The following is a 16414-nucleotide window of genomic DNA, read 5'->3' as shown; positions in this document are numbered from 1 at the left end:
GTCGGTCCGGGCCATGTGCGCCCGGTGCTTTCAGGGTCAGCTTCCACAGGGCATAGTGCAAGCGATCGGCGGACTTGAACAGGCAGCCCGACGCACGCACAGCCGAATCCGACGTGTGGGAGCCAGCGATGCGGACCAGCCGACTGCGGACCGTGCATCCCGTCCTGTGGGCCGGCTGGGCGGCCCTGGCCGCCGGCGCGGTGCTGTGCGTCGTCGGCTGGTACGGAGTCTCCGGCGAGCGTTACGCCGAACGGCAACTGCCCTACCTGGCCTCCTGCACGATCCCCGGCGCCGCGCTGATCATCGCCGCGGCGGTGCTGCTGACCCACGGCCGGGGTTCGATCGCCGCCGCGCGCGTGGAGGAACTCCACGGCCTGCTGGTGGCGGGAGAGCCGGCCGATGCCGACGAGACCGGCCGGGCCGCGCCCACGCCCCTCGCGGTGAGCGCCGACCTGCTGATGGTGCCGGGCGGCACACTGTGGCACCGCGCGGACTGTCCGCTGGTGGCGGGCAAGGCGGAGGCGGTTCCGGTGGACTCCAAGCTGGTGGCGAGCGGTGAGCTGGACCCCTGCCCGATCTGCGAGCCGGCCGAAGAAACCGACTGATGTCCTCGCTGACGTACGACCTCACCCTCGCCGGGCTCTCGGTCGGCAGCGCGGCGGCGCTGACCGGGATCGGCCTGATCGTGACGTACCGCGCGACGGGCGTGCTCAACTTCGCGCACGGCGCGATCGCGATGGTGTGCGCGTACGTGCTGCGCAATTGCGTGGTCGAGTGGGGCTGGCCGCTGTGGCTCGGGGCGGCGGTGACGCTGCTGGTGGTGGCTCCGGGGCTGGGTGTGGTCCTGGAGCGGTTCGTCTTCCGGCCGCTCGCGGTCCTGGGCGGCGACCCGGCGCAGACCCTGGTGGCGTCCATCGGGGTGTTCGTGCTGCTGGTGGGCGGGGCTGCGCTGCTGTGGGGGCAGGGTGCGCGGGACGACGCGCCGGTGCTGGTGCCGGACGAGCCGTGGGGGCAGCTGGCGGTGGTGCTGGTGCTGGCCGCCGGGGTCGCGGCGGTGGTCCGCTGGACGCGGTTCGGGCGGGAGCTGCGGGCCGTGGTCGACGACCGGCAGCTCGCCGTGCTGGGCGGTGTCGACGCGGACCGGGTCGCGGCCACGGGCTGGGCGTTCGGTTCGTTCACGGCCGGCCTGACGGGTGTGCTGCTGGCGCCGTACGTGCGGCTCGACCCGTACGGTCTGTCGCTGCTCGTCATGGAGGTCGTGGCGGTCGCGGTGGCCGCGCGGATGCGGAGCCTGCCGGTGGCGGTGGTGGTGGCGCTGGGCATCGGGGTGGCGCAGAGCCAGCTGACGCGGCTGCATCCGTCGGGCTGGGCCGAGCCGCTGCTCCAGGCGGCGGCCACGAACCTGTTCGTCGTCGCGCTGCTGGTCGCGGCGCTGGTCCTGCCGGGCGTCGGGGAGCGGGACGCCCTGCCGCGCACGGCCACGGCGCGGGTGCCGACCCCGCCGGGCGCCTGGATCGTGGTGCTCGTGCTGTTCCTGCTGCCGCTGGGTCTCGCCGGCCGCGACCTGCACACCTCGGTCCAGGTGCCGGCGCTGGCCGTGATCCTGCTGTCCCTGGTGGTGGTCACCGGCCGCGGCGGCCAGATCTCGCTGGGCCAGGCGGCGTACGCGGGCCTGGGCGCCCTGTTCACAGCGCTGCTGGCGTCGGGCCGCTTCCCGGGGCTGCCCGCCCTGCCGGAGCTGGCGGCCCTCGCGGTGTCGGTGGTCCTGGTCGCGCCGCTCGGCCTGCTGACGGGCTGGCCGGCGATCGGCCGCCGGGGACTGGCGCTGGCGCTGGCGACGTTCGCGGTCGGTGTGGGGGTGAGCCGCTTCGTCTTCGCCCAGCCGTACGCCACCTCGGGCCTGTCGCTGGGCCGTCCTGCCGGCTTCGACGGGGACCGGGCGTACTACGTCCTGGAGCTGCTCCTGCTGGCGGTCGCGCTGCTGGCGACGCACGCGCTGCGCCGGGGGCGGACGGGCCGGGCCCTCGCCGCCATGCGGGATCACGAGCGGGGCGCGCAGGCGGCGGGAGTCCAGGTGCCCTCCCTCAAGCTGCTGGCCTTCGGCGCGGGTGCCGCGCTGGCCGCGCTGGGCGGCGGCATGCTCGGCATGGGCCTGCGTGCCTTCGACGCCGCCGCCTACGACCCCGTGCGCGGCCTGCTGTGGTTCGCGGCGGTGGTGGTGCTGGGCGCCGACAGCACGCTCGGCGCCCTCGCCGCCGCGGCCCTCCTGGTCGGGCTGGACGCGGGCACCCGCGGCGGCGTCGCGGGTGCCCTCATCGGCATCCTGGCGATCCTGGTGGGCCGCTTCCCCGGCGGCCCCTACGAGGCCCTGCGCACGGCGGCGGAACGCCTGAGGCTGCGCCGCGCCCCGGCCCTGACACCGGCGGGCGGGCGGGCCCGCAGGCTGCTGCGCCCCGCGGAGCCGCAGGCGGCCCGGAGGGTGCCGGTGCCGACGGGGGCGACCGGGGTGGCGCGGGACGCCGGGAGCACGACGGCCGGGCGGCGCGGCGGCAGGCGGGACAGACCGCCCGCGCGCGAGGCCGCCGCCGCACCCCGCGCGGCGGGCACCCGGCCGGGCGCCGGAGAAGCCACGCCCGCCGCCCCCGTCCTGACCGCCCGCCACCTCCACGTCCGCTACGACGGCTTCACCGCCCTCGACGGCGTGGACCTGGACCTCTCCCCCGGCCGGATCACCGCGGTCGTCGGGCCCAACGGGGCCGGGAAGAGCACCCTGTTCCACTGTCTGGCCGGGACGCTGCGGCCCGCGCGCGGGACCGTGCGGCTCGGCGGGCGGGACATCACCTCGCTGCCCGCCCACGCCCGCACCCGGCTCGGTGTCGCCCGGACCTTCCAGCAACTGGCCGTCTTCCCGTCGCTGACCGTGGCGGAGAACGTCCGGGTGGGCGCCGAGCAGGGCCGGGTGACCGACCCGGCCGCCGTGGAGCGCACCCTCAGGCTGCTCGGGCTCGACGGGCCCGTGCGCGCCCTGCCCGCCGCCGGGCTGCCCACCGGGACGCTGCGCCGCGTCGAACTGGCCCGGGTCCTCGCGGGCAGCCCCCGCGTCCTCCTCCTCGACGAACCCGCCGCCGGTCTCGACACTGCCGAAGTGACCTCCCTGGCCCGGGTCCTGAAGGCCCTGGCCGCCGACGGCACGGCCCTCCTCGTCGTCGAGCACGACCTGGACCTGGTGGCCGGTCTCGCCGACGTCGTGCAGGTGATGACCGCGGGCCGGATCGTCGCCTCCGGTCCGCCCGGGCACGTCCTGGACGCCCTGGAATCGGGGGCCGGCCGATGACGACCCTCTCCCTGCGCCACGCGCGCGTGCGCTACGGCCCCCTGGAGGCCCTGCACGGCATCACCCTCGTCGCCCCCGGCCCGGGCCTCACCGTGCTGCTGGGCCGCAACGGCTCCGGCCGCACGACCGCCCTGCGCGCCCTGGCCGGCACGGTGCCCCTGTCGGGTGGCGCGGTGGTGTGGGACGGCGCCGACGTGACCCGGGTACCCGCCTACGAACGCGCCCGGCGCGGGCTGTGCCTGGTGCCGGAGCGGCAGGCCGTGTTCGGCTCGCTCACCGTGCGCGAGAACCTCGGACTCGCCGCGCGCGACCCCGCCGTGGCCCTCGACGCCTACCCGCAGCTGCGGCCCCTGCTGGAGCGGCGGGCCGGCACCCTCTCGGGCGGGGAGCAGCGCATGCTCGCCCTGTCCCGTGCGCTGCTCGCACGCGCGCGCGTGGTGCTCGTCGACGAGCCCGCCCAGGGCATGTCGCGCGCGGTCGCGGCCCGGACGTATGAGTTGCTGGGCGCGCTCGACGCGTGCGTGGTGATCGCCGAGCAGCGGCTGCCGCCCGCCCTGCGGGGCCGGCGGATGATCGTCTACGAACTGCGCCGCGGGGCCGTCGTGTTCGCCGGGGAGGCGGGCGAGCTCACGGGCTGATCCAGGATGCCGAGGCCCCGTCCGGTCGGTCGACCGGACGGGGCCCGTGTCCCGGCGAGGGGGAGCAGCGGCTCAGAATTCGAGGCGCAGGCCGGGCACGATCATGTTGGGATCCGCACCGATGGCGGCCTTGTTGGCGGCGTAGAGGCGCTGCCAGGTGGTCCCGTGCCGGGCGGCGACGCCGCTCAGCGTGTCGCCCGCACGGACGGTGTAGTCGCCGCGGGAGGCGCCGCGGTCCGCGTGTTCCGTGGAACGCGCCGGCGCCTTCGACGGCTTCGCCGGGGCCGGCTGGGTGGAGGTGACCGGGTCGGCGGCGGGTGCGCTGCCGCTCGCCCCGGCGCGTGCCGAGCAGACCGGCCAGGCGCCCCATCCCTGGGCGCGCTGGACCTTGGTGGCGACGGCGATCTGCTGGGACTTGCTCGCCCGGTCTGCGGTGGCCGCGTAGGCCGTGCCGCCATAGGCGCGCCAGGTCGAGGGGGCGAACTGGAGTCCGCCGTAGTAGCCGTTGCCTGTGTTGATGTGCCAGTTGCCGCCGCTCTCGCACTGGGCGATGCGGTCCCACACTCCGCTGTCAGCCGCCGCGGCGTTTCCGGTCGCGGCCAGCAGTCCGAGGGGCGCGAGCAGTGCCGCCCCGGCGAGGACCGCCGTCGTACGAACCTGGTTCCTCCGAGCGTCGGGGCGAGTGGTATAGGCACATTCGGACATGTAGGTCCCTCTCGAAACACCCGGGGATCCCCCAAGGCGGAACGCCACTCCCGCGCCATGGGGCGCGGGGGTCGCGCTCGCCCCGTCCACCGGAGCGGTGCTGCGCCCGGTTCCTGGGAACCCGGCGGCCGGCGGACGTACCCGAGCGGTGCTCGTTGCACACGGCCGAGGAATCTAAGGAGGTCGAGGCTCGGCATCAACCGGTCGCCTGTCCGGGCAGGCCAGTTCACCGATACCTCGGGTAACGGCAATTTCCGGACACCCACTTCATTCGCGGATTTCCGGATTTGTCGACCAGCCCCCCTGCTGATCTGTGACCCACTTCACCCTCCCAACGCCCTTTACACAGGGACGAGTTGACGGTGAGTGCGCGATTCCGCGCCGAGCGTGACCCTGCGCGCTGGATGGTTCGATTCCGTTCGCTCTGGGGCGTGACTCCCGCCACAGATCGCCCGTTGTCTTCTTCATGAGCCGGGACCTACCCGGACCACGGGCCGGGAGCCACCCGGCTTTGCCACGCACCGCATCCCCGAGGGAGCCACCCGTGCCGCGCATGCTCGACGTCAGCGACGAGGTACGCGCCGAGATCGGCGACGAAGAAGCCGACCGCCTGCTCGCCGGAGAGACCGCCCCGGGCAGTTACGACTGCACGTCCTGCCGCACTCCGGGCGACTCCCAGCAGGAGCGCACCAGCACCGTCCTGTTCATCGGGGACGAGACCGCCGTCCTCGCCTTCGCCCACGCCGGCTGTCTGCCCTCGCAGGTCGTGCAGGTCACCGAGGAGCAGCTGCGGGGCGCCGTGAAGTCCATCGCCGGTGACACGGTCGACCTGGAGCCCGACCAGGTAGTGCCCGACAAGGTGGTGCCCGAGCAGGCGGTGCTCGGTGTGACCAGCGGGCTCGTCCTGATCGGCGGGGAGCTGCACCCGGCCCTGGTCGTGGAGCCGACCGGGCCCATCGCCCGGCCGGGCACGACCGGCGCCGGCGACGACTTCCTGCCGCTGCTCATCGAGCAGGGGTTCATGCCGCTGACCGACCTGTCTGCCGTACCGCCGGTGCTGCACGGCTGGTCGGTCCTGCTCGCCGTGGGCCAGCTGCACGCGGTGCTCCAGCCGGGCAGCAACGGCGGCCAGCCGGTGGCCTGGTGGCAGGCGCACCAGCCGCTCCAGGTGACCGAGGGCTGGCGCGCGGCCGCCAACAAGCACCAGCAGGTGCTGATGTTCGCCGCGCCCGTCGGCTCGATCGGCCGCCAGCCGCGCGAGGACCTGCTGCGCGACGCGCTGGACAAGGCGGCGGCGAACGGAAAGCTGGTCGCCTCGGCGCTGCCGCTGGCCGGCATCTGAGCCGCGCGTCACCCGTGCACGCCGTAGACCTGCGAAAGCCGTACCCGGGCCGCATCCCTTGACCCGCGGGGTCGTTTGGACATACGTGCACGCATACGACGTTCCCCGCCGCCAGTCCTTCTCGCCGATCCCGTCCGCGCGATCGGCTCAGGACTCCCAGGGCGGCCCATCGGCCACGCCGATCTACGACGCGCTCTACGCCGAGTACGTCAAGTCCTTCCGCGCACTGCCCGGCGACCGCAGCGGCGAGGAGAAGCTGGGTTTCACCGCCTTCGGGAACACCCCGTACGGCTCGGGCTCGTACGGCGGGTCGTACGGCAGCTCGTACAGCGCCTACAGCGCGGGCGCCCAGAGCGCCCGCCATGCCGCCGGGCAGCAGCCGCAGTGGCAGCGCGTCGGGACCATCGGCTCGCACAGCACGGGGATGCACTATGTACCGGCCGCGCTGCCGCCGGTACGGCGCGGCGGCAGCTGAGCGAGCACCGGACACTGGAAAGGGCGGCCCCGTCGGGGCCGCCCTTTCCAGTGCTTCGCGCTACTTCTTCCTGCCGCGCTTCTCGCGCACCCGCACGGAGATGTGGATCGGCGTCCCGTCGAAGCCGAACTCCTCGCGCAGACGTCGCTCGATGAAGCGCCGGTAACCCGCCTCGATGAAGCCGGAGGCGAACAGCACGAACCGCGGCGGCTTGGTGCCCGCCTGCGTGCCGAACAGGATGCGCGGCTGCTTGCCGCCCCGGACCGGGTGCGGGTGGGCGGCGACCAGCTCACCGAGGAAGGCGTTCAGCCGGCCCGTCGGGACCCGGGTCTCCCAGCCCGCCAGGGCCGTCTCGATCGCCGGGACCAGCTTCTCCATGTGCCGTCCGGTGCGTGCCGAGACGTTGACCCGCGGCGCCCATGCCACCTGGCCGAGCTCGGTCTCGATCTCCCGCTCCAGGTAGTAGCGGCGCTCCTCGTCGAGGTTGTCCCACTTGTTGTACGCGAGGACGATCGCACGGCCCGCCTCGACGGCCATGGTGACGATCCGCTGGTCCTGTACCGAGATGGACTCGGAGCCGTCGATCAGGATGACCGCCACCTCCGCCTTCTCCACGGCGGCCGCGGTGCGCAGCGAGGCGTAGTAGTCGGCGCCCTGCTGGAGGTGGACGCGCTTGCGGATGCCCGCCGTGTCGACGAACTTCCAGGTGACGCCGCCGAGTTCGATCAGCTCGTCGACCGGGTCACGGGTGGTGCCCGCCAGCTCGTTGACGACGACGCGCTCCTCGCCCGCCACCTTGTTCAGCAGGGAGGACTTGCCGACGTTCGGGCGTCCGATCAGGGCGATGCGGCGCGGGCCGCCGATGCCGCCCCCGCCGAACGTCTCGCGCGGCGCCTCCGGCAGCACCTCGAGGACCTGGTCGAGCATGTCGCCGGTGCCGCGGCCGTGCAGCGCGGAGACCGGGTGCGGCTCCCCCAGACCCAGCGACCACAGGTAGGACGCGTCGGCCTCGCCACTCGGGCCGTCCACCTTGTTGGCGCACAGCACGACCGGCTTGCCGGCCTTGCGCAGCAGCCGGACGACGGCCTCGTCGGTGTCGGTGGCGCCGACCTTGGCGTCGACGACGAAGACGACCGCGTCGGCGGCCTCGATGGCGTACTCGGCCTGGGCCGCCACGGAGGCGTCGATGCCGAGGACGTCCTGCTCCCAGCCGCCGGTGTCGACGACCTTGAAGCGGCGGCCCGCCCACTCGGCCTCGTAGGTGACGCGGTCGCGGGTGACGCCGGGCTTGTCCTCGACGACGGCCTCGCGGCGCCCGATGATGCGGTTCACCAGAGTCGACTTGCCGACATTGGGGCGGCCGACGACGGCGAGCACGGGCAGCGGGCCGTGGCCCGCCGCCTCGATGGCGCCCTCGACGTCCTCGAGGTCGAAGCCCTCCTCCGCGGCGAGCTCCATGAACTCCGCGAACTCGGCGTCGCCGAGCGCCCCGTGGTCGTGCTCGTACGCGCCCTCGGACGCGTCCGAGCCGTCGGGCTGGATGTGGTCGTTCATGAAGTCCGTACCTCGTCGTTCATCGTGGTGGTCGGTGGAGTACCCGCTGTTCCGGGCTGATCCACTACTCAGTGTCGCCTAGCGCCCGGTGAGGCGCCTGGCGTTTTCCAGGTGGGCCGCGAGCTGCTTCTGGATGCGCCCGGTCGCCTCGTCCAGCGCCTTGCGCGTCCGGCGACCGCTGCCGTCGCCCGCCTCGAAGGGCTCGCCGAAGACGACGTCGACGCGGGAGCGCAGCGGAGGCAGCCCCTTTATCAACCGTCCCGGCTTCTCGGAACTTCCCAGCACGGCCACCGGGACGATCGGAGCGCCGCTGCGCACCGCGAAGTACGCGAGGCCGGCGCGCAGCGAGGCGAAGTCACCCTCGCCCCGGGTGCCCTCCGGGAAGATGCCGAGCACGCCGCCGTTGCCCAGGACGCCGAGCGCCCGGGTGATCGCCGTGCGGTCGGTGGTGTCGCGGTCGACCTTCACCTGCCCGATGCCGAGCAGGAAGGGGTCCAGCGGCCCGATGAACGCTTCCTTCTTGATCAGGAAGTGCGTCGGCCGGGGCGCCACGCCCATGACCATCGGGCCGTCGATGTTGTGGGAGTGGTTGACCGCGAGGATAACGGGGCCGCTCGCGGGCACCCGCCAGGCGCCGAGCACGCGCGGCTTCCACAGCCCGTACATCAGGCCGACGCCGATGCGCCGCCCGACCTCGGCACCCCGTACCGAAGGGAGCTCGGTCACTTTCCGGCCCGCTTCTCCTCGACGAGGGTGACGACGCACTCGATGACCTGGGCCAGCGTGAGCTCGGTGGTGTCCACCTCGACGGCGTCGTCCGCCTTGGCGAGCGGGGAGGTCTTGCGGCTGGAGTCGGCGGCGTCCCGCTTGATCAGGGCCTCGCGCGTGGAGTGGACGTCGGAGCCCTTCAGCTCACCGCTGCGGCGGGCGGCGCGCGCCTCCGGGGAGGCGGTGAGGAAGATCTTGAGGTCGGCGTCCGGGAGCACGGTCGTGCCGATGTCCCGGCCCTCGACGACGATGCCCTTCTCCGCGGAGGCGGCGATCGAGCGCTGCAGCTCGGTGATCCGGGCGCGCACCTCGGGCACCGCGCTGACCGCGCTGACCTTGGAGGAGACCTCCTGGGTGCGGATCGGACCGGCCACGTCCACACCGTCGACCGTGATGGTCGGGCCCTCCGGGTCGGTGCCGGAGACGATCTCGGGCTTGCCCGCGGCGGCGGCGATGGAGGAGGCGTCGTCTATGTCGATGCCGTTGCTCACCATCCACCAGGTGATCGCCCGGTACTGGGCGCCGGTGTCCAGGTAGCTCAGCCCGAGCTGGGCCGCCACGGCCTTCGAGGTGCTCGACTTGCCGGTGCCGGCGGGGCCGTCGATGGCGACAATCACTGGCGTGGCGCTTTCCACAGTGGGGACCTTCCTGAACCGGGCTCGGCGGGGTGAGGGCGCGACTGCCCCGCACAAGGTTACTGGGTGCGCGTCACTCGTCCGGCCGCGCGTCCACGCCGACGGCGCTCGACGGCCGGCGGCCGGGGGCTGAGCCCCCGGGCGCGGCGCACCCCGTACCTCCTACTGCCGGATCGCCCAGCCCCGCTCCCGCAGCGCGGCGCTCAGCACCGGGGCCGCCTTCGGCTCCACCAGCAGCTGCACCAGACCGGCCTGCTGCCCCGTCGCGTGCTCGATCCGTACGTCCTCGATGTTGACGCCGGCCATGCCCGCGTCGGCGAAGATCCGGGCCAGCTGTCCCGGCTGGTCGTCGATGAGCACGGCCACGACCTCGTAGACCCGCGGCGCGGACCCGTGCTTGCCGGGGACGCGGACCTGCCCGGCGTTGCCGCGCCGCAGCACGTCCTCGATCCCGCCGGCGCCCTCGCGGCGCTTGTGGTCGTCGGAGGACTGCAGGGCGCGCAGGGCCCGCACGGTCTCCTCCAGGTCGGCCGCGACGTCCGTGAGCAGGTCGGCGACCGGCGCGGGGTTGGCGGAGAGGATGTCGATCCACATCCGGGGGTCGGAGGCGGCGATCCGCGTCACGTCCCGGATGCCCTGCCCGCACAGCCGTACGGCGGACTCCTCGGCGTGCTCCAGGCGTGCGGCGACCAGGCTGGAGACCAGGTGGGGCATGTGGGAGACGAGGGCGACGGCACGGTCGTGGGCGTCGGCGTCCATGACCACCGGCACGGCCCGGCAGTGCGAGACCAGCTCCAGAGCGAGGTTCAGCACCTCGGTGTCGGTGTCCCGGGTCGGGGTCAGCACCCAGGGACGGCCCTCGAAGAGGTCCCCCGTCGCGGCCAGCGGGCCGGACTTCTCCCGGCCCGACATGGGGTGCGTGCCGATGTACGCGGACAGGTCGAGGCCACGCTCCTCCAGCTCGCGGCGCGGCCCGCCCTTGACGCTGGCGACGTCGAGGTAGCCGCGTCCCGCACCGCGGCGCATGACGTCGGTGAGCACGTCGGCCACGTGCGCGGGCGGGGCGGCGACGATCACGAGGTCGACGGGCCCGTCCGGCGCCTCGTCCGTGCCGGCGCCGAGCGCGGCCGCCGTACGGGCCTGCTCCGGCTCCGGGTCGGCGAGGTGCACGGTGACGCCCCGCTGGGACAGGGCCAGGGCGGCGGACGTGCCGATGAGGCCGGTGCCGATGACGAGTGCGGTCCTCACTGGGCGATGTCCTTGCGCAGGGCGGCCGCGGCACCGAGGTAGACGTGGGCGATGTCGGCCCGGGGCCGGTCGGACTCGATGTGCGCGAGGACCCGGACGACACGCGGCATGGCGCCTTCGATGTCCAGTTCCTGGGCGCAGATCAGCGGCACGTCGACGATGCCCAGCTTGCGGGCCGCGGCCGCCGGAAAGTCGCTGTGCAGGTCGGGTGTGGCCGTGAACCAGATGCTGATCAGGTCGTCGGCAGCGAGATCGTTGCGCTCCAGGATCTCCGTGAGCAGGGCTCCGACCTGCTCGTCCATGTGGCCGGCCTCGTCCCGTTCGAGTTGGACGGCGCCCCGGACCGCTCGTACCGCCACGGCGATGCTCCTTGCTGACGTGCGTGTCGCTCTACGTCCGACCAGCCTAGTCAGCCCGCGCGGCCCGGGTGCGCGGCGCCCGCTCGGCGAGACGCCGGGATCAGCACGTTTGGGTAAGTTCGGTGCCAAAATGATGCGAATTCCTATTCACCCCCTTTTGGCACTTTCGGAGTGACGACATGACCTACGAGACCACGCGCCGCACGGTTCTCCTCGCGACGGGGGCGACGGGCGCGGCGGCGCTCGTCGCGGCCTGCGGCGGGGGCGGCGACGACGGCGATTCCGCGTCGACGAGCGCCCCCGCGGGCCAGGTCCTGGCCAACATCGACGAGATCCCGGTCGGCGGCGGCAAGATCTTCAAGGACGAGGAGATCGTGGTGACCCAGCCGGAGCAGGGGCAGTTCAAGGCCTTCTCGGCGATCTGCACCCACCAGCGCTGCCTGGTGTCCACCGTCTCCGACGGCACGATCAACTGCCCCTGCCACGGCAGCAAGTTCCGCATCGGCGACGGCGCGGTGGCCCACGGCCCGGCGACCCGGCCGCTGCCCGCCGAGGACATCGTCGTGGAGGGAAACTCGGTCCGCCTCACCTGAGGGTCCGCGAGCGGCCCCGCGGCATCAGGCGTCCCACAGCGCCCCGAGCGTGAGCAGGTCGCTCCGGTACTCGACGCGGTCGGCCCACTCGGTGGGCCAGGCCTCCGCGCCCAGATACGCGCCCGCGAAGGCACCCGTCAGGCAGGCGATCGAGTCCGAGTCGCCGGCGGTGCAGGCGGCGCGGCGCAGGGCCGTCACCGGCTCGTCGACGAAGAGCAGGAAGCACAGCAGCCCGGTCGCCAGGGCCTCCTCGGCGATCCAGCCCTCGCCGGTGGCCAGACACGGGTCGGTCTCCGGCGAGACGGTGCGCACGGCGTGCCGGAGCCGTTCGAGGACCTCCAGGCACTCGTCCCAGCCGCGGGCGATGAACCGCTCGGGGCTCGGGTCCCCGGCCCGCCGCCACAGGTCGCCGAGCCAGCGCTCGTGGTAGTGGCTGCGGTTCTCCAGGGCGTACGAGCGGAGCAGGCCGATCAGCCCGGTCGGCTCGGCGCCCTGCGCGAGCAGGCGTACGGCGTGTGCGGTGAGGTCGGAGGCGGCGAGCGCGGTGGGGTGCCCGTGGGTGAGGGCGGACTGCAACTGGGCGGCGCCCGCGCGCTGTTCGTCACTGAGGCCGGGGACCAGACCGAGGGGCGCGACCCGCATGTTGGCGCCGCAGCCCTTGGATTCGATCTGGCTGGCGTCCTGCCAGGGGCGGGATTCGTCCTTCAGCAGGTAGCAGGCCTTCATGCAGGTGCGGCCGGGAGCCCGGTTGTTCTCAGGGGACTGGTACCAGTTCACGAACTCCTCCCGCAGGGGCCCGGCCAGGCGCAGCGGCGTGAGCAGCCCCCGGTCCATCGCCGTACGCACCGCCCGGCCGAGCGCCAGTGTCATCTGGGTGTCGTCCGAGACGAAGGCGCGCTTCGGCAGCTCCATCTGCCGCCAGGGCCCGCACTTGGCGAGGATCGAGGGGACGTCGTTGAACTCGGTCGGAAAGCCCAGCGCATCCCCGAGCGCGAGACCCGTGAGCGCTCCGGTGGCGGCCTGCTTGTGGACGAGCGTGGTCATGCGGGGCGTCCTTCCCGGGTGGGCCGGAGGAGGGGTGGGTGGAGGGCGGTGGCGGTTCCGGCGCGGTACAGCGCGGCGGGCTTGCCGCGGCCACCGGTCAGTCGCGCGGCGCCCGGGACGGCTTCGACGAAGCCGGGTGTGGCGAGCACCTTGCGCCGGAAGTTGGGCCGGTCGAGCGCGGTGCCCCACACGGTCTCGTAGACCTGCTGGAGCTCGCCGAGGGTGAACTCGGGCGGGCAGAAGGCGGTGGCGAGGCAGGTGTACTCGAACTTGGCGCCGACGCGATCGTGGGCGTCGGCCAGGATGCGGTCGTGGTCGAAGGCGAGCGGCCCGGCCGTCCCGTACGGCACCCAGCGGGCCTGCGCGGCGTCGCTGCCGCCGTGCGCCTCGGGTGCGTCGGGCAGCAGTGCGGCGAAGGCGACCGACACGACCCGCATCCGGGGGTCGCGGCCGGGCTCGCTGTACGTCCGCAGCTGCTCCAGATGCAGCCCCGAGACGTCGGACAGTCCGGTCTCCTCGGCGAGTTCGCGCCGGGCGGCCGTCTCCGCGGACTCGTCCGGCTGCACGAACCCGCCGGGCAGGGCCCAGTGCCCGGCGTACGGCTCCTGCCCGCGCTCGACGAGCAGCACGTGCAGCGCGCCCTCCCGGAGTGTGAACACCGCGAGGTCGACGGTGACGGCGAAGGGTTCGTGGGCGTACTTGTCGTAGCCGTCCATGCACCAGCACCCCCTTTTATAGTCAGCACGACTATAAAAGGGGGTGCAGGTGGCTCACAAGCCCTGAAAGACGCGCGATCTCTAGAGGTCGACCTCCTGCATCAGCATCCCGACCTCCGTGTTGGACAGCCGCCGCAGCCAGCCCGACTTCTGGTCGCCCAGGGTGATCGGACCGAAGGCGACCCGGACCAGCTTGTCGACCGGGAAGCCGGCCTCCGCGAGCATCCGGCGCACGATGTGCTTGCGGCCCTCGTGGAGGGTGACCTCGACGAGGTAGTTCTTGCCGGTCTGCTGGACGACCCGGAAGTGGTCCGCGCGGGCGTAGCCGTCCTCCAGCTGGATGCCGTCCTTGAGCTGCTTGCCCAGGTCGCGCGGGATGGGGCCGACGATGTGCGCGAGGTAGGTCTTCTTCACGCCGTACTTCGGGTGGGTCAGCCGGTGGGCCAGCTCGCCGTGGTTGGTGAGCAGGATGACGCCCTCGGTCTCGGTGTCGAGCCGGCCGACGTGGAAGAGCCGGGTCTCGCGGTTGGTGACGTAGTCACCGAGGCACTGCCGGCCCTCCGGGTCCTCCATCGTCGAGACGACACCGGCGGGCTTGTTCAGCGCGAAGAACTGGAAGCGCTGCGTGGCGACGGTCAGCCCGTCGACCTTGATCTCGTCCTTCTCCGGGTCGACGCGCCGCCCCTGCTCCAGGACGATCTCGCCGTTGATCTCGACCCGGGCCTCCTCGATCAGCTCCTCGCAGGCCCGCCGGGAGCCGAAGCCCGCGCGGGCGAGGACCTTCTGCAGGCGCTCGCCCTCCTGCTCGGCGCCGGGGAAGGTCTTCGGGAGCTTGACCTCCTTCTTCTCGGCGTACCGGTCGCGGTTGCGCTCCTCCGTGCGCGTCTCGTACTCGCGGGAGCGCGCCGGAGCCGTCCTGCCGGAGCGCTGGCCCTGCTTGGGGCCGCCCTTGGCGCCACCGCGGGCCGAGGGGCCGCGGCCCGACTTCGGGCCGTCCTGCGTGGCGCCGGGGCCGACGTCGTAGCGCCGCTCCTCCGGGCGCGGCTTCTTCGGACGGCCGCTGCCCTGCTTGTCGTCGCGGTTGTTGCCGGCGCCGCGGAAGTTCCCGCGGCCACCGCCACTCCCGCCGCGGCCGCCGCTGTTGCCACCACGGCTCCCGCCGTTGTTTCCGCTGCTGTTCCTGCCGCTGCTGCTTCGCATCAATATTCCGTCTAGTCGTCTGCGTCGTCGGAACCCGGCGCATCGGGTGCGTCCGGATCGAACGACGGAACCCCTTCCAGGGTCTCGGCCTCGATCGCCTCCGCCTCCGGGAGGAAGGGCGCGAGCTCCGGGAGCTCGTCCAGACCGCGCAGGCCCATCCGCTCCAGGAAGTAGTTCGTCGTCCTGTACAGGATCGCACCTGTTTCGGGTTCCGTGCCCGCCTCCTCTATCAGACCGCGCTGGAGGAGGGTGCGCATGACACCGTCGCAGTTGACTCCGCGTACGGCCGAGACCCGGCTGCGGCTGACCGGCTGGCGGTAGGCCACGACGGCCAGGGTCTCCAGGGCGGCCTGGGTGAGGCGGGCCTGCTGGCCGTCCAGGACGAAGCGCTCGACCGCCGGCGCGTACGCGGCCCGCGTGTAGAAGCGCCAGCCGTTCGCGACGTACCGCAGCTCGAAACCGCGGCCCTGGACGGTGTACTCGTCGGCCAGCTCGCGCAGGGCGTCCGCGATCTGGCGCTTCGGCCGCTCCAGTATCTTCGCGAGGTGCTCCTCGGTCGCGGGCTCGTCCACGACCATGAGGACGGCCTCCAGGGCCGGTTTCAGATCGAGACCGGCGACGGCACTCGGCCCGGCCGGCAGATCGGTCGTTCGCTCGCTCACGCCTTCTTCTCCTCCTTCGGCGGCTCGGGCGGCCGGTCGAACTCGTCGGTGACGGTCGGTGTCTCGTCCCCGTCCCCGCCGGTCCACCGCACCAGCAGCTCCCCGAGCGCGGCCTCCTGTTCCAGCGCGACGGCCTTCTCCCGGTACAGCTCCAGCAGGGCGAGGAACCTCGCCACGACGGTCAGGGTGTCGTCGGTGTCCGCCACGAGGGCACGGAAGCTCGCCTCACCGAGCTCTCTGAGCCGGGCCACGACGATCTGCGCCTGCTCCTGCACGCTGACCAGCGGGGCGTGGATGTGGTCGACGTAGACCTGCGGCTTGGGCCTGGGCTGCATGGCCTTCACGGCGAGCTTGGCGAAGCCCTCGGCCCCGATGCTGATGACGACGTCGGGCAGCAGCTCGGCGTGGTGCGCTTCGAGCCCGACGGTACGGGGGTAGCGCCGGGCCTCGTCGTCGAGCCGTCCGCTGAAGATGTCGGCGATCTGCTTGTACGCGCGGTACTGCAACAGCCGGGCGAACAACAGGTCCCGCGCTTCGAGCAGCGCGAGATCGCCCTCGTCCTCCACTTCGGCGGCGGGCAGCAGCCGCGCGGCCTTCAGGTCGAGCAGGGTGGCGGCGACGACCAGGAACTCGGTCGTCTCGTCCAGGTCCCAGTCCGGCCCCATCGCCCGGATGTAGGCCATGAACTCGTCGGTCACCTTCGACAACGCGACCTCGGTGACGTCCAGCTTGTGCCGTGAGATCAACTGCAGCAGCAGGTCGAAGGGCCCCTCGAAGTTGGCGAGCCGGACCTTGAAGACCCCGTCGTCGGCCGCCTCGGCGTCACCGGCCGGGGGCCGGGGGCCCGGGACGGCCCCGGAGGCCTCCGGAGCCCCGGCCACGTCCACGTCCACGGCAGACGGCACCACGGGGTCGACCGTCTCCACGGGCTGGGCCGTCTCCACGGACTCGGCCCACGAAGCCGCGGACTCGCCCTCCTGAGGCGAGAAGCCCGGCTCAACCGACTCGACCACCGGAGCCGCCGGCCCCGCGAGGGACACCCCGGACTGGGCCGTCTCCACGGACTCGGCCCACGAAGCCGCGGACTCGCCCTCCTGAGGCGAGAAGCCCGGCTCAACCGACTCGACCACCGGAGCCGCCG

General features: G+C 73.2%; 17 protein-coding genes. 6 read left to right on the top strand and 11 right to left on the bottom strand.

What is annotated here, in order from left to right; all coding sequences use genetic code 11:
• Positions 1-128: 128 nt before the first annotated feature.
• Genes AB0G20_RS38605 through AB0G20_RS38595 form a run of 3 tightly spaced genes read left to right on the top strand, consistent with a single transcriptional unit; the run spans position 129 to position 3972 of the window.
• Complete coding sequence (locus tag AB0G20_RS38605) at positions 129-605, top strand: hypothetical protein (RefSeq protein ID WP_361311320.1); 477 nt, start codon at positions 129-131, stop codon at positions 603-605.
• Complete coding sequence (locus AB0G20_RS38600; protein ID WP_361311317.1) at positions 605-3334, top strand: branched-chain amino acid ABC transporter permease/ATP-binding protein; 2730 nt, start codon at positions 605-607, stop codon at positions 3332-3334. Before AB0G20_RS38605 ends, AB0G20_RS38600 begins: the two co-directional genes overlap by 1 nt.
• Positions 3331-3972 (top strand): ATP-binding cassette domain-containing protein, encoded by a 642-nt coding sequence (locus AB0G20_RS38595; protein WP_361311314.1) that lies wholly within the window; start codon positions 3331-3333, stop codon positions 3970-3972. Before AB0G20_RS38600 ends, AB0G20_RS38595 begins: the two co-directional genes overlap by 4 nt.
• A gap of 72 nt (positions 3973-4044) precedes the next feature.
• Here AB0G20_RS38595 and AB0G20_RS38590 read toward each other — a convergent pair whose 3' ends face one another.
• Positions 4045-4677, bottom strand: a complete 633-nt coding sequence (locus AB0G20_RS38590; RefSeq protein WP_361311311.1) for a transglycosylase family protein — start codon at positions 4675-4677, stop codon at positions 4045-4047.
• 544 nt (positions 4678-5221) lie between these two features.
• Between AB0G20_RS38590 and AB0G20_RS38585 the strand changes: the two genes are divergently transcribed.
• Together AB0G20_RS38585 and AB0G20_RS38580 are read left to right on the top strand one after the other, a co-directional pair.
• Positions 5222-6019 (top strand): hypothetical protein, encoded by a 798-nt coding sequence (locus AB0G20_RS38585; protein WP_361311309.1) that lies wholly within the window; start codon positions 5222-5224, stop codon positions 6017-6019.
• Positions 6020-6104: 85 nt separating this feature from the next.
• Complete coding sequence (locus tag AB0G20_RS38580) at positions 6105-6494, top strand: hypothetical protein (protein ID WP_361311307.1); 390 nt, start codon at positions 6105-6107, stop codon at positions 6492-6494.
• 60 nt (positions 6495-6554) lie between these two features.
• Here AB0G20_RS38580 and der read toward each other — a convergent pair whose 3' ends face one another.
• The 5 genes from der to aroH form a co-directional block, all read right to left on the bottom strand.
• Positions 6555-8048, bottom strand: a complete 1494-nt coding sequence (der, locus tag AB0G20_RS38575; RefSeq protein ID WP_361311304.1) for a ribosome biogenesis GTPase Der — start codon at positions 8046-8048, stop codon at positions 6555-6557.
• A 78-nt stretch (positions 8049-8126) separates the two neighbouring features.
• Positions 8127-8774 carry a lysophospholipid acyltransferase family protein gene (locus AB0G20_RS38570; protein WP_361311302.1) on the bottom strand — a complete coding sequence of 216 codons (648 nt, stop codon included), beginning with the start codon at positions 8772-8774 and terminating at the stop codon, positions 8127-8129.
• Complete coding sequence (cmk, locus tag AB0G20_RS38565) at positions 8771-9451, bottom strand: (d)CMP kinase (protein WP_361311298.1); 681 nt, start codon at positions 9449-9451, stop codon at positions 8771-8773. Before cmk ends, AB0G20_RS38570 begins: the two co-directional genes overlap by 4 nt.
• A gap of 162 nt (positions 9452-9613) precedes the next feature.
• A complete protein-coding gene (locus AB0G20_RS38560; RefSeq protein WP_361311295.1) occupies positions 9614-10699 on the bottom strand; it encodes a prephenate dehydrogenase in 1086 nt (361 codons plus the stop codon).
• Complete coding sequence (gene aroH, locus AB0G20_RS38555) at positions 10696-11058, bottom strand: chorismate mutase (protein WP_031106761.1); 363 nt, start codon at positions 11056-11058, stop codon at positions 10696-10698. The genes AB0G20_RS38560 and aroH overlap by 4 nt, the downstream gene beginning before the upstream one ends.
• Before the next feature lie 179 nt (positions 11059-11237).
• Here aroH and AB0G20_RS38550 point away from each other — a divergent pair, with 179 nt between their 5' ends.
• Positions 11238-11651 carry a Rieske (2Fe-2S) protein gene (locus AB0G20_RS38550; protein WP_361311291.1) on the top strand — a complete coding sequence of 138 codons (414 nt, stop codon included), beginning with the start codon at positions 11238-11240 and terminating at the stop codon, positions 11649-11651.
• A gap of 24 nt (positions 11652-11675) precedes the next feature.
• Here AB0G20_RS38550 and AB0G20_RS38545 read toward each other — a convergent pair whose 3' ends face one another.
• The 5 genes from AB0G20_RS38545 to AB0G20_RS38525 all read right to left on the bottom strand — a co-directional run bounded on the left by AB0G20_RS38545 (position 11676) and on the right by AB0G20_RS38525 (position 16154).
• On the bottom strand, positions 11676-12695 hold the full coding sequence (locus AB0G20_RS38545; RefSeq protein ID WP_361311288.1) for an ADP-ribosylglycohydrolase family protein: 1020 nt from the start codon (positions 12693-12695) through the stop codon (positions 11676-11678).
• A complete protein-coding gene (locus AB0G20_RS38540) occupies positions 12692-13411 on the bottom strand; it encodes an NUDIX domain-containing protein (RefSeq protein ID WP_361311285.1) in 720 nt (239 codons plus the stop codon). The genes AB0G20_RS38545 and AB0G20_RS38540 overlap by 4 nt, the downstream gene beginning before the upstream one ends.
• 81 nt (positions 13412-13492) lie before the next feature.
• Entirely contained in the window at positions 13493-14611 is a 1119-nt protein-coding gene (locus AB0G20_RS38535; RefSeq protein WP_361311282.1) for a pseudouridine synthase, read from the bottom strand.
• 11 nt (positions 14612-14622) lie between these two features.
• Positions 14623-15273: an SMC-Scp complex subunit ScpB gene (gene scpB, locus AB0G20_RS38530; protein ID WP_361311279.1), complete on the bottom strand. Its 651-nt coding sequence runs from the start codon at positions 15271-15273 to the stop codon at positions 14623-14625.
• Positions 15270-16154: a segregation/condensation protein A gene (locus AB0G20_RS38525; protein ID WP_361311360.1), complete on the bottom strand. Its 885-nt coding sequence runs from the start codon at positions 16152-16154 to the stop codon at positions 15270-15272. Before AB0G20_RS38525 ends, scpB begins: the two co-directional genes overlap by 4 nt.
• Positions 16155-16414: the final 260 nt, after the last annotated feature.

Source organism: Streptomyces sp. NPDC024017 (assembly GCF_040638895.1).
In the GTDB taxonomy this organism is placed as follows: Bacteria; Actinomycetota; Actinomycetes; order Streptomycetales; family Streptomycetaceae; genus Streptomyces.
Note: the sequence above shows the minus strand (reverse complement) of the source record. Positions and strands in the feature narration are given on the sequence as shown.